We start from the raw sequence: 13,982 nt of genomic DNA, 5'->3' as shown, positions 1-13,982 counted from the left end.
TCGGGTCGGCGGTCACGCGGCTCGCGCGCTCATTCCGCCAGCGAGGCCATTTCGGCGCGGAAGCGCTCGGGTGTCCACGCCGTGCCGTCCGGCGCGCGGAAACCGATCCGGTTCAAGCCCGCGACGACATCGTCCAGCTCGGTCGCGCCGGCTTCGAACACGCGTTCGAGCGCATCGCCGAGGTCGTTCTCGTACTGGGTCGGTGCGGCCTTGCGGTTCTGCCAGACCTGGTTCTCGACCTGGCCGGGGATCTCGATCTGCCCCTTGCCCGCGACGTTGTTCGGCTGCGGCGCCACCCACGGCTTCAGGAAGGGATTGAAGTTGACGGTCGCTTCTTTCATGTCATTCCACCTTGATCTGGATTTCCTCGCCCGCCAGACGCACCGCGTACTGCTTCAGTGCGCGCCCGCCCGGACCCTTCAGGCATTCGCCCGTCCTGATGTCGAACACGGCCTCGTGCAGCGGGCATTCGACCGTGCCTTCGTCGACGAACCCCTGCGTCAGCAGCGCGTACGCATGCGGGCACACGTTCTCGAGCGCATACACGTCGTCGCCGACGCGGTAGATCCCGATTTCGACGCCGTCGGTCCGCTTGAACTCGATCGGCGTGTCTTCCGACAGCGCGCCGGCGTGCCCGGCGCAAACCCATTGTTCAGACATCTCACACCCTTCCTTCTGATCGACTCTCGGTTTGTTCCGATTTGTTCCATACCCGGAACAGCAGTTTATGGATGGTGATTATAGGAGTGACTTTTCACGAGTAAAACAAAAAGCTGCATGTCCTAGGGAAAACACTGACCGATGGGTCGACGATCGCCTTCGGCTGCCTTATCGAATGTAATTTTTTGTTGTATGGCAGGGATTTAGCGGCTTTTTAGAGACATCTCGCACCGATGCCGGGCATCGGTCGAAAACCCATCCGTCCCGAAAAATTTATTTTTGATCCGGCGCTCGACGCCTCTATACTCCATTCCATCAGAGGCACACTGTTCCTTATATGGAACATACGAATGCCCACTCGATGGCGAAAACGCGCGACGGCCGGCCGTTCCTGCGCGTGCCGCCACGACACGTTTTCATCAGGTTGGAGATTCAGGAGATCAAATGGTCAAGCATGCGGTAGCAGCAGCAGCAGTGATCGGATTGGGCGCCGCGTCGGGCGCGTGGGCGCAAAGCAGCGTGATGCTGTACGGCAGCATGGATGCGGGTGTCGCGTACGTGAACAACGTCGGCGGCCATGCGAAGTGGGCGATGATCCAGGGCAATACGCAGCCCGATCGGTGGGGCCTGAAGGGCAAGGAAGACCTCGGCAACGGTCTGTCGGCGATCTTCCAGCTCGAAAACGGCTTCTATACGAACAATGGCCAGTTCGCGACCGCGAACACGATCTGGAACCGCGCGGCATTCGTCGGCCTCGGCTCGGAACGCTACGGCACGCTGACGCTGGGCCGTCAGACGCCGCTGTCGTTCGACTATCTCGATCCGCTCAGCACGGCCTACCTCGCGATGAGCTGGTACGCGTTCCACCCGGGCAACATCGACGGGCTCGCCGCGACCGGCAACGTGCCGTACAACAACTCGGTCAAGTACCGCTCGCCGACCTTCGCGGGCTTCTCGGCCGCGGCGACGATGGCGCTCGGCAACACGACGAACTTCTCGACCGGCAAGTCGGTCGGCATCGCGCTGAACTATGCGAACGGGCCGTTCAAGGCGTCGGCCGTGTACTCGAACGAGCATGACCGCTCGATCCTGATCGGCACGACCGGCATCACGTCGTTCCAGGGGCAGAACACCGCGAACGGCTATACCGCGAGCAAGGTGGAGAACATCGGGGCGGGCGCGTCCTACCAGTTCGGCGACTTCCTCGTGCATGGGCTGTACACGCGCACGAAGATGCAGTCGAACGGTTTTTCGGACACGTTCCAGAGCTACGACGCGGGCGTGAACTACCGCAGCAGCGCGTTCAACACGATCGCGGGCGGCGCGGCAACCACCACGCTGGCCGGCCGCCGCTGGACGCAAGTCGAGCTCGGCGACATCTATTCGCTGTCGAAGCGCACGCAGCTTTATGCGAACGTGCTGTACGAGCACGGCTCGGGTGGCGCGAAGGCTGCGTTCTTCACGGCAGGCGTGTCGAGCACCGCGAATCAGGTGATCGTGCTCACCGGCATTCATCACTCGTTCTGAGCGGCATCGGGCGCATGCGCCCGATGCCGGAAACGAAAAGAGCAGCCCGCGGGGCTGCTCTTTTTTCTGGCGAAGGCGCGCAACGCGGTTCGTTCGACGGATCAGAACATCGCGACCTTGTGGCGCGCGTGCGCGAACGTCGGGTCGCTTTCGAGCGGACGATAGTTCAGCCGCTGTGACAGATCGACCGCCGCGCCGCACACGGCTTCGACGAGCCGTTCCTTCTCGCCGGCCTCGCCGATCTCCGAGCGCGGCACCGTCGCGGTGATCGCCGCAACGATCGAGCCCGAATGATCTCGCACGGGCGCCGTGACTGCCGAAATGCCGCTCTCGAACGCCGCCTCGCTGACCGCGTAGCCAAGGCGCGCGTAATGGCGCACGCGTTCGTACAGCTCGTCGACGGTGCCCGGCGTGCGCTCGGTGAACTGCTCGAGCTTTTTTTCCGGATAGAGCTGGCGCAACGCGTCGCGCGTCAGGTCGCCCATCAATACGTGGCCGTGCACGGTCGCATGTGCGGGCAGGCGCGTGCCGACGTGCACCTTCACCGAACCGAACATCGACGCGTTGCTCTGCGCCTTCGCGACGAATACGACGTCGCGCTGGTCGCGGATCAGCAGATGCGTCGACAGGCCGGTCGCGTCGCGCAGCCGCTCGAGTACAGGGGCGCCGAGATCGGTCAGTTCGAGCGAATTCAGATACTCGAAGCCGAGCCGCAGCACGCCGACGCCAAGCCGGAAATAGCGGTCGCCGTTCACACGCTCGAGGAAACCGAGCGCTTCGAGCGTCTGCAGCAGGCGGAACGTGGTCGTGCGCGGAATGCCGATGCGCTTCGACAACTCGGGCGCGCCGAGCACCGGCTCGCGCGCGGAGAATTCGGCGAGGATCCGCAGCCCGCGTTCGAGCCCGGGCACCAGATAGGACGACGCGCCGCCGGACGATTCGTCGTCGCCGGGCGCAGCGGATTCAGGCGCACCGCTCATCGTTGTCTTGGCCATGTGGACATGGACGGAAGGAAATCAATCACGAAACGGGTCATGGATCGGCGTGGACAGGCGGCCATGCTACCTCAGCGCGCACGCAGGCTCGCACCCGCGTGCATCGCCGCGGCGCAGCATGCGCATCCACGGCCCCACGAATAGTCATTCACGGTCGAGAGGATAGCAGCGATGGACAGCGCGACGCCATGCGGAAATCGCCGGACGGCGGGAAGCCGGCCGCCCGAGCGTTTGGACGGCGAGCGGCGAGCGGCGAGCGGCGAGCGGCGAGCGGCGAGCGGCAGAAGGATAGCGGCCGGCGTGGCCGTCGCCGCCTACAGGCGTGACAGGAGAACCCGGATGTTCGCGCGGTCATACGTGAAGCCGCCGGCCGCGTCCGGCTCGAGCACCCGCGCAAGATCGACCGCGTACATCCATCCGCTGCCCAGACGGCCCCCGTTGATCGCCCGGATCCGGCTGCCGCCGACGGCGATCGCGGCATGAAAGACCGTGCCGCCCCGCGAGAAGCCGACCGCGGTTCCCGCCGGAATGCTCGCGCGCCCGTCCCATTCATCGCCGGTCTCGAAGTTGAACCGCGTTCTCCAGTGCTGGCCGATCGTGTCGAGCAGCGCACCGGGCGCGATCATCGCGTCACCGCGCAGCAGGTAGCGGACATAGGCCGCGGCGTCATAGCAGACGCCGCCGGAAACATATTCGTTGATGTCGGCCATGCCGAACATCAGCGCCTGGGCGTGCTTCTGCCGTTCGGCGAAACCGGACTGGGCGACATGCCCGCCGAGCTGGGACAGTTGCATGGGTGGCTCCTTGTGAAGAAGGACGTCATCGTCCTTCCGACGCAATACCTCATATGTTATTACGATATCCGGCCACGTCAGCGCGCGGCCTCTGGTGTCACGGCATGCGCGCCGCCGAAGCCGGTGCGGCGGCAGCCGCATCGGGATTCGCCGCGAGCCGCAGGCGCACGCGCAACGGCTGCAGCATGTCGGGCAGCCGCGGCTCCGCCAGCGGGCCGGCGGTGAGCAGTTGCCGCAGCGTCGCATCCGCGTCGGGATCGCCGAGCGACGCGAATTCGACGCGCGCATGGCAGCGGTTGTCGGTTCTGTCGTCGCACATGACCTGCGTTCTTGTCGATGGGTCGTCGTCCGGCATCCGGCGTTCAGCCCGCAGCGCGAAGCCGCAGTGCCGGCGCGATGGACGCCGTGCAGGGACGTTAAGCGCGGCGTATGGCAAATACGTGTCGAATGGTACGGACCATTTGGCGCCGCGGGCGCGGACGGACAAGCGCACTGGCGCGCCGCATGGGCCATCGCGCGACGGGCGTAACGCAGCGCGACGGGCGAACGGATGGACGGAAAACTGAAGGCGATCGAGAAAAACCACCCTGCGGCGGGCGGTGAACAGTGAAGACGATCCTCGGGCGGGATCGACGCGACGGCGTCAGGCCGTCACGGCGGCGTCATACTCGGCGCGGGCTAGCTGGCCGGCGGCGTAAGCCTCGGCTTCGCCGCGAAAGCCTTCCCGGCTGAACGCAACGACTTTCACGCCGACGCCGGTCGCCCGCTTCACCGTCAGCGCCCATTGCCATCCGCCGTCTTGTTCAAAGACGTGCAGCGAGGGTTCGAAGGAAGGGTCGAATACGGTCACGCGTTTTGCTCCTGCCCCCTTGCGCACCGTATCGGTAACGCTTGAGGCATGTCGAAAGGATCGCGCCGGGATGCGACGCGCTTCTGCCATTCGACAGTCTAGTCAAGGATTGTTGCGACGCACCATCAGAGGTTTCACTCATCTATCGGAACCGGGCGGTCGATCAAATTTTCCTGAAACCCATATGGCGCGGGCCTCAGCGCCGTTTCGACCGCATGGTTCAGCGCTCATGCGGCAACGTGCCGCACACGCGATCGCTTGCCTGCATCGGTCGCACATGAATCGAAAAAACGGGGCGGGAATCGCCCTGCGATCCGTGCCCGTCGATGACGAGGGTCGTTACCGGCTCGTGCCAACCGGCATCACACGCCGGAACGTCAGGTTCACGCGCTCGCCCTGCACGCCCGGCGCCTTGGGCACACGATGCTGCCATTCGGCCTGTGTGCGCCCGCGCATCACGAGCAGGCTGCCATGCAAGAGTCGATACGCATGCGTGACGCCGGTTGCGCGATGGCGAAGGTCGAACACGCGCATCGCACCGAGGCTCACCGACGCGATCACCGGCGCATCGCCAAGCTCGGGCTCGTTGTCCGCGTGCCAGCCGAGGCTGTCCAGCCCGTTGCGGTAACGATTGAGCAGCACGCTGTTGAAACGCGCGCCGCACGTCGCCTCGACTGCGCGCTTCAGGTCGAGCACGGCTGGCGTCCACGGCGCCGGCACGTTGCGGATCCCCGAATACACATAGACGGCATCCGGCTCGCCCTGCCAGGCGGTGAGCCGCGGCAACGGAATGCGTCCGCGCGGCGTGCGGATTGTGTCCTGCCGCCACGCGACCTCGTCGATCAGCGCGACCAGCGCGCAATCGGCATCGGGCGGCGCCAGCCAGTCCGGGTACCAGTCCACGTCGGGCGCGGGCGTGTCAGCGAAGAGATCGGGCGTCGACATGTCGAAAAGGAACGGGCGATGAATGGTGCGAACAGTGCATGCCTGCATACTAGCCAACGGCATCGCACACTGCCATGCGCTGTCATTCGCGGATGAAAGGAAATCGCTGCGCCCCGCGAAGCGCGTTCGCGCATCACGCTATCATCGCGGCGTGTCGCGGCCCGCCCTGCCGCGGGGTGCCGCTTTCCTTCTTCCGCCACGCCGGCCGGCGCGATCCGGCCGCTTTCTTTCCGGATCCCATCATGACGACGCTGTCCGACTCCGCCCTCGATCAACTGTTTCTCACCGCCCGCACGCACAACGCGTGGCAGGACAAACCCGTCGACGACGCGCTGCTGCACCGGCTGATCGAGCTGACGAAATTCGGCCCGACATCGGCGAATGCGAGCCCCGCGCGCTTCGTGTTCGTCAAGTCGCCCGAAGCGAAGGCGCGCCTGAAGCCCGCGCTGTCCGAAGGCAATCGCGCGAAGACGATGGCCGCGCCCGTCACCGCGATCGTCGGCATGGACATGGCATTCCACGAGCACCTGCCACGCCTGTTCCCGCACGCCGACGCACGCAGCTGGTTCGCCGGCAACGATGCGCTGATCGAGGCCACCGCGTTCCGCAATTCGTCGCTGCAGGGCGCGTACCTGATCCTGGCCGCGCGCGCACTCGGCCTCGACGCGGGCCCGATGTCCGGCTTCGACGGCGCGAAGGTCGATGCCGCGTTCTTCGCGGGCACCGCGATCAGGAGCAACTTCCTCGTGAATCTCGGCTACGGCGATCCGGCCGGCCTGTTCCCGCGCAGCCCGCGCTTCGACTTCGACGACATCGCCCGCATCGAGTGATGGCCGCCGGCCAGGACCTGCTCCCGTTGATGACGGGCCAGCACCGGCCCCACGGATGAATTTTCCGAACGGGAGCGCGCGCCCTACCCGCCGCGCGTCAGCCGGATCAGCGTGATCTCGGACGGCACGCCGAAGCGATTCGGCGGCCCCCAGTACCCGGTGCCCCGGCTCGTATAGAGCCACAGATCGCCGAAGCGGCTCAGCCCGCCGATCACCGGCTGCTGCAGCCGCACGAACGGCGGCCACGGCAGGAACTGGCCGCCGTGCGTATGCCCCGACAACTGCACGGTAAAACCGGCGCGGTTCGCCGCTTCCGCGCTGCGCGGCTGGTGCGCGAGCAGGATCTTCGTGCCGACGTCGCGCGGCGCACCCGCCAGCGCCTGCACAGGGTCGCTGCGATGGGCGGGATCGAACCCGCCCGCCGTGAAATCGGTGACGCCCGCGAGCACCGCGTGCGCGCCGTCGTGTTCGATCAGCACGTGCTCGTTGAGCAGCACCGTCAGCCCGATGCGCCGGAATTCGTCGATCCATGCATGCGCACCCGCGTAATACTCGTGGTTGCCCGTCACCAGGAAGCTGCCGTGGCGCGACTGCATGCGGCCGAGCGGCGCCGTATGCTCGCGCAGGCGCTTCACCGAGCCGTCGACCACGTCGCCCGTCACGACGACGAGATCGGCATCGAGCGCGTTGACCGCGCGCACGATCCGTTCGACATAGGGCCGCTTGATCGTCGGCCCGACGTGGATGTCGGACAGTTGCACGATCGACAGCCCGTCGAGCTCCGCCGGCAGCCCCGCGACCGGGATCGACACGCGCTTGACCGCCGCCGTGCGGCGTGCACCGACGAACCCGATCGCGGTGACGAGCACCGCACCGGCCAGCACACCGAGCGCCGTGTCGGTCGCCGCAGCAGGCCACGCGCCGTCGTGCCCGAGATGCCGCCATCCGAATACGCCAAGCAGCACGAAGTCGCGCAGGAACGTCAGCAGGAGCAGCGACGAAAAGAAGCCCATCACGAGCGAGCCGGCCCAGCCGGCCAGCGTCGCAGCCCAGCCTTCGTCGAAGCGGCGCGAGAACATGCCGACCGGGATCAGTACGACGAAGCTCGCCAGCACGAGCGCCGCGATCGTCCGCGCGACCGGCGACGTGAACGCATCGGGAATGATCCGCATCCCGACGTACAGATGGAACAGCACGCCGATTGCAATGAACCGGACAAAGAAACTTCGCATGGAACGCTCACCTTTGTTGCGATACCGCTTTACCGCTTCCGCGACACGTGTCGCACGAGGCCGTGGGGCGCCGTGCGGCGCGTCGCGCCATACGTACGATGGTACACAGATCGCGGCTGCGACGACCGGTCGCCGGCCTGGCTTCGACGCCGCTCGTCGCAACGCCCGGCCGCGGCGTCATCGGCCGGCCCGAAGCGAGCGCGGTCGACGACTTCCTGAAGCGCCCCGCTACCGGCATGCGCGCCCGTCGCGCTTGCCCATCCAGGTCAGCCACTTCGAGACGGCCGGCAAGGTGATCGACGCGAACGTCCGAGTGGCGCCCGAAAGCGCCACCCGTCGCCACGCGAAGCCGATGGCGCTGCGCGCAGTCGCCCTCGCAGACCAGCAGACAATCCGGGCCAAACGCCCGCCGCAGATCCGCGTCGCCGATCGCGACGCGCTGCCGCGCTTCGAATCCTGTCGACCGGCTCGCCAACATCGCGCACCTGCCTGTCCAACCGACTGAATTCCCGTGCATTCGAGCGGCAATCGACCGCTTCCACCCCGATTCCGCCCTGTCAATACGGCAAATTCAGCTCCCCTCGTTCGTCTGACGATCCTTTACAGTCCGTTAGCAACCCTACGCGAGCTTGCACTGGCAGAATCGCGCCGGTCCGGCCTCGATTGCCGAAACACGATGCCGGACGTGCGGACGTGCCCCCCCGACCGGCAACACCCCCACGGTGCGCAAGCCGGGTGGCTGGCGATCCGCATCGCACTGATTTATTATCGGCTCCGTATCCCGGAATCGTCGTCGCGGCGACGATCCGCGTTGCGCCGCGCCCGGCATCCACCCCCAACGTCGAGCTCGTCACCCCATGAGAAAAACAACGCCGCGCGCGCCCTTGCGCGCCGCTGCCGTCCTGGCGCCAGCCCTGCCGCTCGCGGGCTGCGCATCGCGCGGCGCACCGTCGTACGTCCTGTTCGGCGCGTATTTCCCGCTTTGGCTCGTCAGCGCGATCGTCGGTGTCGTCGGCGCAATCGTCGCGCACCGCGTGTTCGTCGCGACCGGCTGGGCCGCCACGGTGCCCTACCAGCTTGCCGTCTGCACCGCGATCGGGCTCGTGGTCGCCGTGATCGTATGGCTCACCGGCACGGGGCCGTTCGCATGAAGGCCGCCGGCACCGCCCGCCCCTCCATCAAAGGCCGCGTGATCGCACTGGCGATCGTCGCGCTCGGCATCGCGGCGCTCGCATACGCGTATCACCGCACGACGGCCTACCCGTCCACCGACGACGCGTCGATCGACGCGGACGTCGTGCATGTCGCGTCACCGGTCGGCGGCCGCATCGTCCAGCTCGCGGTGCATGAAAACCAGCGCGTCGCGAAGGGCGACCTGCTGTATGTCATCGATCCCGTGCCGTACCGGCTGACGGTTGCCCAGGCGCAGGCCGACCTCGAGCTCGCCCGCGCATCGCTCGACACGCGCCGCCGTTCGCTGATCGGCGAGCGCTCGAACGCGGCCGTGGCCGCCGAGCAGGTCAAGCGCGCGACGCAGAATCACGACCTTGCAACGCGCGACGTGAACCGGCTCGCACCGCTCGCCGCGCAGGGCTACGTCAGCGCGCAGCAGTTCGACCAGGCGAAGGTCCGCCAGCGAGACGCGGCCGTGTCGCTCGCGCAGGCACAGGAACAGCAGCGCGCGTCCGCGCAGACGATCGGCGACGAGGCCGACGCGATCGCGACGCTGCATGCGCGCGAGGCCGCGCTGGCCCGCGCCCAGCACGCGCTCGAAGACACCGTCGTACGCGCGCCGCACGACGGCCTCGTCACGGGCCTGAGCGTGCTCGCCGGCGAAACTCTTACGCCGAACCAGTCGATCTTCACGCTGATCGATGCGAGCGAATGGTTCGCCGTCGGCAACTTCCGCGAGACGTCGCTGAGCCGCATCGCGGTCGGCGACTGCGCGACCGTCTATTCGATGATCGACCGCAGCCGCCCGTTGACGGGCAAGGTCGTCGGCATCGGCGCAGGCATCGCCGACAGCGCCCGCATCAACCTGCCGCGCACGCTGCCGATCGTGCAGAACTCGGTGAACTGGGTGCACGTCGCGCAGCGCTTCCCCGTGCGCGTGAAGCTCGACGAACCCGACGGCAAGCTCGTGCGCGTCGGCGCCAGCGCGATCGTCGAGGTCCGGCATGGCACTGCCTGCCGCTGAGGTTCGCTCGCCGGGCCCGCGCGAAGTCCTGCGACTGCTCGCGCCGTTTCCGGGGCGCGCGTCGATTGCCGTGCGGGTCGCGCTGATCTGCGCGCTGACCGCGCTCGTGACGGCCGCCTACGGCACGCCCGAAGCCGCGCTGTCCGCGTACGTCGTGTTCTTCATGATCCGGGCCGACCGCGTGACGAGCGTCGTGCTCGCGGCCGCGCTGCTGGTGATCGTCACGATCGTGATCGGGCTCGTGCTCGGCATCGCGATCTTCAGCATCGACTATTCGATCCTGCGGGTCGCGTGCATGGCCGTGCTGTCTGTCGCCCTCCTGTACCTGACATCGGCCAGCAAGCTGCGCCCCGTCGGCGCGATCCTCGCGATGATCGTCGGCTTCGGGCTCGACCAGCTCGGCCTCGCGCCGTTTGGCGAAGCCGCGACCCGCGCGCTGCTGTACATCTGGCTGACGATCGCGATCCCGGTCGGCGTCGCGATCGTCGTCAACCTGCTGATCGCGCCGTCGCCGCGCAAGCTCGCGCACGCGCAGCTCGCGAAGCGCTTGCGGCTCGCCGCGCAGCGGCTGCGCGGCGACGATGCAGCCCGCGACGCATTCGATGCCTGCCTGCACGAAGGCGACAAGCAGCTGCTCACGTGGCTCAAGCTGTCGAAACTCGAAGGCTCGTCGTCCGCCGCCGACTTCGCGGCATTGCGGCAGGCCGTGGCGTCGAGCACTGCGCTGCTCGTTGGCGTCGCGCTGGCCGATCGCGAACCGGGCGCGCGGCTGCCCGACGCGTACGCCACCCCGACCGCCGCAACGCTCGACGAGATGGCCGACATCCTCGAACAGGGCGGCTACCCGATCGACGTGACGCTCGCGCTGCCGCCGGCCGACACGCTGCCGCCGCTCGCGCGCGTCGCGGCAACCGATCTCCATGCGGCGATCACGCATTTCGCGGAACCGGCCGCAACGACCGATGTCGCTTCGCTTCGGCAGCTTCGGCAGCTTCGGCAGCTTCGGCAGCTTCGGCAGCTTCGGCAGCTTCGGCAGCTTCGGCAGCTTCGGCAGCTTCGGCAGCTTCGGCAGCTTCGGCAGCTTCGGCAGCTTCGGCAGCTTCGGCAGCTTCGGCAGCTTCGGCAGCTTCGGCAGCTTCGGCAGCTTCGGCAGCTTCGGCAGCTGAACCCGACACGCCTGCAGCCACCCCCGAAGCCGCCCCGCCACCCTCACAGCGCGGCGGCTTCTTCCTGCCCGACGCGCGCACCAATCCCGACCACATCCGCTATGCGCTGAAGACAACCGCCGCCGCGATCTTCTGCTACCTGCTGTATTCGCAGCTCGACTGGTCGGGCATCCATACGTGCGTCGTCACCTGCTACATCGTGTCGCTCGGCTCGACGGCCGAGACGGTCGAGAAGCTCACGCTGCGGATCCTCGGCTGCATCGTCGGCGCGCTGCTCGGCACCGCGGCACTGGTATTCGTCGTGCCGTCGCTGTCGTCGGTCGGCCACCTGATGGCACTGGTGTTCGCCGGCGGGTGGCTCGCCGCATGGGTCGCGTTCGGTTCGCCTCGCATCGCGTATGCCGGCTTCCAGATCGCGTTCGCGTTTTTCCTGTGCGTGATCCAGGGCGCCGGCCCCGGCTTCGACCTGACGATCGCGCGCGATCGCACGATCGGCATCCTGCTCGGCAACGTCGTCGTGTATCTCGTGTTCACGCGCATCTGGCCCGTCAGCATCGGCAAGCAGATCGACGTCGGGCTCGCGGCGCTGATCGACCAGTGGCTGCGCCTCGTGCAGGTCGCGCAGCCGGCAGAGCGGCGCGCGCTCGCGGCCGAGGCGTTCGCGCGCCACGGCGCGATCGCGCAGGAGCTCGGGCTGGTCCACTACGAGCCGTCATGGGTGCGGCCGGCCGCCACGTGGCTCGCCACGCGGCGGCGCGCGCTCGCGGAACTCGGCGCGCTCGAAGGCCCGCTATTCCTGCTCGCCGAACGCAAGCCCGGCGACGCGGCGATCGGCGCGCAGCTCGCCCGCGTGACCGAGCCGCGCGACGACGAAGCCGCACGCCACGCGGATTCGCCCGCGCCGCCGGCCCCCCTGGCGGGCGCCGCCCCTACCGACCCTGCGCGCGACGCGCTGCTGAACCTGATCGACACGCGGCTCGCGCACATCGCCGACGCCGCCCGTCAAGCCACACCGAAGGAGCCTGCCCCCCATGCGCCTACCTGAACCGCCGGCCGCCTCGATCGCCGCCGCCGCCCTCGCGACCGCCGTCGCGCTGGCCGGCTGCGCGACGTCGTCGATCGATCTGGCGCCGGAGGCGTCCGACCGCCCGTGGCAGCCGCAAACGTCGGCCGCGGGCGACATCGTGCCGGGCCCGCCGCGCGCGTCCGCGCAAGGTTCGCACGACTACACACTGCCCGCATCGCCCGCGCTTGCATCGGTCTCACCGCCGGCCGCGCTCGATGCCGCGCACGCGTATACGCTGCCCGAGCTGATCGATCTCGCCGAATCGTCGAACCCGCTGACCCGCATCGCGTGGAACGATGCACGCAACGCGGCGCTCGCGGTCGGCCTGGCCAAGGCCACCTACCTGCCGAGGCTGTCCGCGACAGCCATGGGTGGGTACCAGGCGAACCACGGCTCGACATCGTCGATCCTCGGCGACTCGTCGAGCAACTCCACCGTGCACGGCACCATCTCAGCGCTGTCGCTGCAATGGCTGCTGTTCGATTTCGGTGGCCGCGCGGCGCGCGTCGAAGCGGCCGAGCAGGCGTCGATCGCATCGAACGTCGCGTTCACTGCCGTGCACCAGCAGGTCATCCATGACGTGACCGTCGCGTACTACCGCTACGAGGCCGCGCGCTCGCGCGCACTCAGCGCACAGCAGGGCCTCGCGAACGCGGACGCGATCCTCGCAGCCTCCCGCGCGCGGCTCAAGCACGGCGTCGGCACGGTCGTCGAGCTCGCACAGGCGACGCAGAACCGCGCGCAGGCAAACCTCGCGCTCGTGCAGGCGAACGGCACGGAGAGCGACAGCTACCTCGCCCTCGTCTCCGCGCTCGGCATCTCGCCGCTGTCGAAGCCGGCCATCGCCGCACTGCCGAAGCGGCCGCTGCCGCCCGCGCTCGGCTCGTCGGTCGACGCGATCGTGTCGGATGCAATCGCGCGCCGCCCCGACCTGCAGGGCGCGTTCGCACTCGAAAAGGCCAATCGCGCGAAGATCAAGGCCGCGGAAGCCGCATTCATGCCGAAGATATTCCTGTCCGCGTCGACATCGTACGCGAGCGGCGGCACGTCCATCTCCGCGCTGCCGGCGATCGGCGACCAGGCACCGACCGTCAACCTGAACGGCAGCCGCTACGGCGGCGGCGTGTTCCTCGGCGTGACGATTCCGTTGTACGACGGCGGCCTGCGCTCGGCCGTGCTGATGCAGGCGCGCAACGATGCGGAAAGCGCATCCGCGCGACTCACGCGGACCAAGGAGGAAGCCGTCCGCCAGGTCGTCGCCGCGCAGAACGCGGTGCAGACGAGCCTTGCGTCGCACGACGCCGCAAAGGCGCTCGTCGATGCCGCACAGACGAGCTACGACGCGGCGCTGACCGCGTACCGGAACGGCGTCGGTTCGGTCACCGATGCGACAATCGCGCAAAGCCAGTTGCTCGCCGCCCGCAACGCGGAGGTCGACAGCTATGCCGGTGCAATGTCCGCCGCTGCCGCGCTCGCGCTTGCGACGGGAACGATCGGCTCGGCGCAGTAGCGCATCCGTCGCGAGGCGGTTGACGCATGCGCTCGGCGCCCACTAGAATGCCGCCCATTCTTCCTTCAGGAACCATCGTGGACAGTTGCAGCACTCCGTTGCGTGCGCCGCTTGCCGCCTGAACGCCTGTCCGACGCAGTTCTCCTGCCCGGCTCGTGTTCCGCGAGCCGCACGCCTACCGTTTCACACTGAATGACGCATTCGCGCGGT

Annotated in this window: 14 protein-coding genes and 1 pseudogene; 7 read left to right on the top strand and 8 right to left on the bottom strand. The window is 67.8% G+C overall.

Going from position 1 to position 13,982, the window contains the following annotated elements:
* Positions 1-29: 29 nt before the first annotated feature.
* Positions 30-341, bottom strand: coding sequence for a recombinase-like helix-turn-helix domain-containing protein (locus tag B7G54_RS00450; protein WP_085037250.1), 312 nt, complete (start codon positions 339-341; stop codon positions 30-32).
* A gap of 1 nt (position 342) precedes the next feature.
* Complete coding sequence (locus B7G54_RS00445) at positions 343-660, bottom strand: non-heme iron oxygenase ferredoxin subunit (protein WP_021161517.1); 318 nt, start codon at positions 658-660, stop codon at positions 343-345.
* 444 nt (positions 661-1,104) lie between these two features.
* On the opposite strand from B7G54_RS00445, the gene B7G54_RS00440 reads away from it, so the two are divergent.
* Positions 1,105-2,187, top strand: a complete 1,083-nt coding sequence (locus tag B7G54_RS00440) for a porin (RefSeq protein WP_085037249.1) — start codon at positions 1,105-1,107, stop codon at positions 2,185-2,187.
* A gap of 101 nt (positions 2,188-2,288) precedes the next feature.
* Here B7G54_RS00440 and B7G54_RS00435 read toward each other — a convergent pair whose 3' ends face one another.
* From B7G54_RS00435 to B7G54_RS00415, 5 genes are all read right to left on the bottom strand, one after another.
* Positions 2,289-3,182, bottom strand: coding sequence for an IclR family transcriptional regulator (locus B7G54_RS00435; RefSeq protein WP_085037248.1), 894 nt, complete (start codon positions 3,180-3,182; stop codon positions 2,289-2,291).
* Positions 3,183-3,496: 314 nt separating this feature from the next.
* A complete protein-coding gene (gene tecA, locus B7G54_RS00430) occupies positions 3,497-3,976 on the bottom strand; it encodes a type 6 secretion system effector deamidase TecA (protein WP_085037247.1) in 480 nt (159 codons plus the stop codon).
* Between the two features lie 97 nt (positions 3,977-4,073).
* Positions 4,074-4,295, bottom strand: coding sequence for a hypothetical protein (locus B7G54_RS00425; RefSeq protein ID WP_244289230.1), 222 nt, complete (start codon positions 4,293-4,295; stop codon positions 4,074-4,076).
* Between the two features lie 324 nt (positions 4,296-4,619).
* Positions 4,620-4,826 (bottom strand): hypothetical protein, encoded by a 207-nt coding sequence (locus B7G54_RS00420; RefSeq protein WP_059585120.1) that lies wholly within the window; start codon positions 4,824-4,826, stop codon positions 4,620-4,622.
* Positions 4,827-5,165: 339 nt separating this feature from the next.
* Positions 5,166-5,771: an alpha-ketoglutarate-dependent dioxygenase AlkB family protein gene (locus B7G54_RS00415; RefSeq protein ID WP_085037246.1), complete on the bottom strand. Its 606-nt coding sequence runs from the start codon at positions 5,769-5,771 to the stop codon at positions 5,166-5,168.
* A 242-nt stretch (positions 5,772-6,013) separates the two neighbouring features.
* Here B7G54_RS00415 and B7G54_RS00410 point away from each other — a divergent pair, with 242 nt between their 5' ends.
* Positions 6,014-6,601 carry a malonic semialdehyde reductase gene (locus tag B7G54_RS00410; protein ID WP_085037915.1) on the top strand — a complete coding sequence of 196 codons (588 nt, stop codon included), beginning with the start codon at positions 6,014-6,016 and terminating at the stop codon, positions 6,599-6,601.
* A gap of 83 nt (positions 6,602-6,684) precedes the next feature.
* On the opposite strand, the gene B7G54_RS00405 is transcribed toward B7G54_RS00410, so the two are convergent.
* A complete protein-coding gene (locus B7G54_RS00405) occupies positions 6,685-7,833 on the bottom strand; it encodes a metallophosphoesterase (RefSeq protein ID WP_085037245.1) in 1,149 nt (382 codons plus the stop codon).
* Positions 7,834-8,086: 253 nt separating this feature from the next.
* On the opposite strand from B7G54_RS00405, the gene B7G54_RS38480 reads away from it, so the two are divergent.
* The 5 genes and pseudogenes from B7G54_RS38480 to B7G54_RS00385 all read left to right on the top strand — a co-directional run bounded on the left by B7G54_RS38480 (position 8,087) and on the right by B7G54_RS00385 (position 13,772).
* Positions 8,087-8,338 (top strand): type 2 periplasmic-binding domain-containing protein, encoded by a 252-nt coding sequence (locus tag B7G54_RS38480; RefSeq protein WP_133059127.1) that lies wholly within the window; start codon positions 8,087-8,089, stop codon positions 8,336-8,338.
* Between the two features lie 352 nt (positions 8,339-8,690).
* Positions 8,691-8,984 (top strand): hypothetical protein, encoded by a 294-nt coding sequence (locus B7G54_RS00400; RefSeq protein WP_085037244.1) that lies wholly within the window; start codon positions 8,691-8,693, stop codon positions 8,982-8,984.
* Positions 8,981-10,030 carry a multidrug transporter subunit MdtN gene (gene mdtN / locus B7G54_RS00395; RefSeq protein WP_085037243.1) on the top strand — a complete coding sequence of 350 codons (1,050 nt, stop codon included), beginning with the start codon at positions 8,981-8,983 and terminating at the stop codon, positions 10,028-10,030. Before B7G54_RS00400 ends, mdtN begins: the two co-directional genes overlap by 4 nt.
* Positions 10,011-12,241, top strand: a pseudogene (locus B7G54_RS00390) (FUSC family protein). Before mdtN ends, B7G54_RS00390 begins: the two are co-directional and overlap by 20 nt.
* Positions 12,228-13,772, top strand: coding sequence for a TolC family protein (locus B7G54_RS00385; protein WP_085037242.1), 1,545 nt, complete (start codon positions 12,228-12,230; stop codon positions 13,770-13,772). The pseudogene B7G54_RS00390 and the gene B7G54_RS00385 overlap by 14 nt, the downstream one beginning before the upstream one ends.
* Positions 13,773-13,982: the final 210 nt, after the last annotated feature.

Source organism: Burkholderia puraquae, from assembly GCF_002099195.1.
Lineage (GTDB): Bacteria > Pseudomonadota > Gammaproteobacteria > Burkholderiales > Burkholderiaceae > Burkholderia > Burkholderia puraquae.
This window is presented reverse-complemented; position numbering and strand designations above follow the sequence as displayed.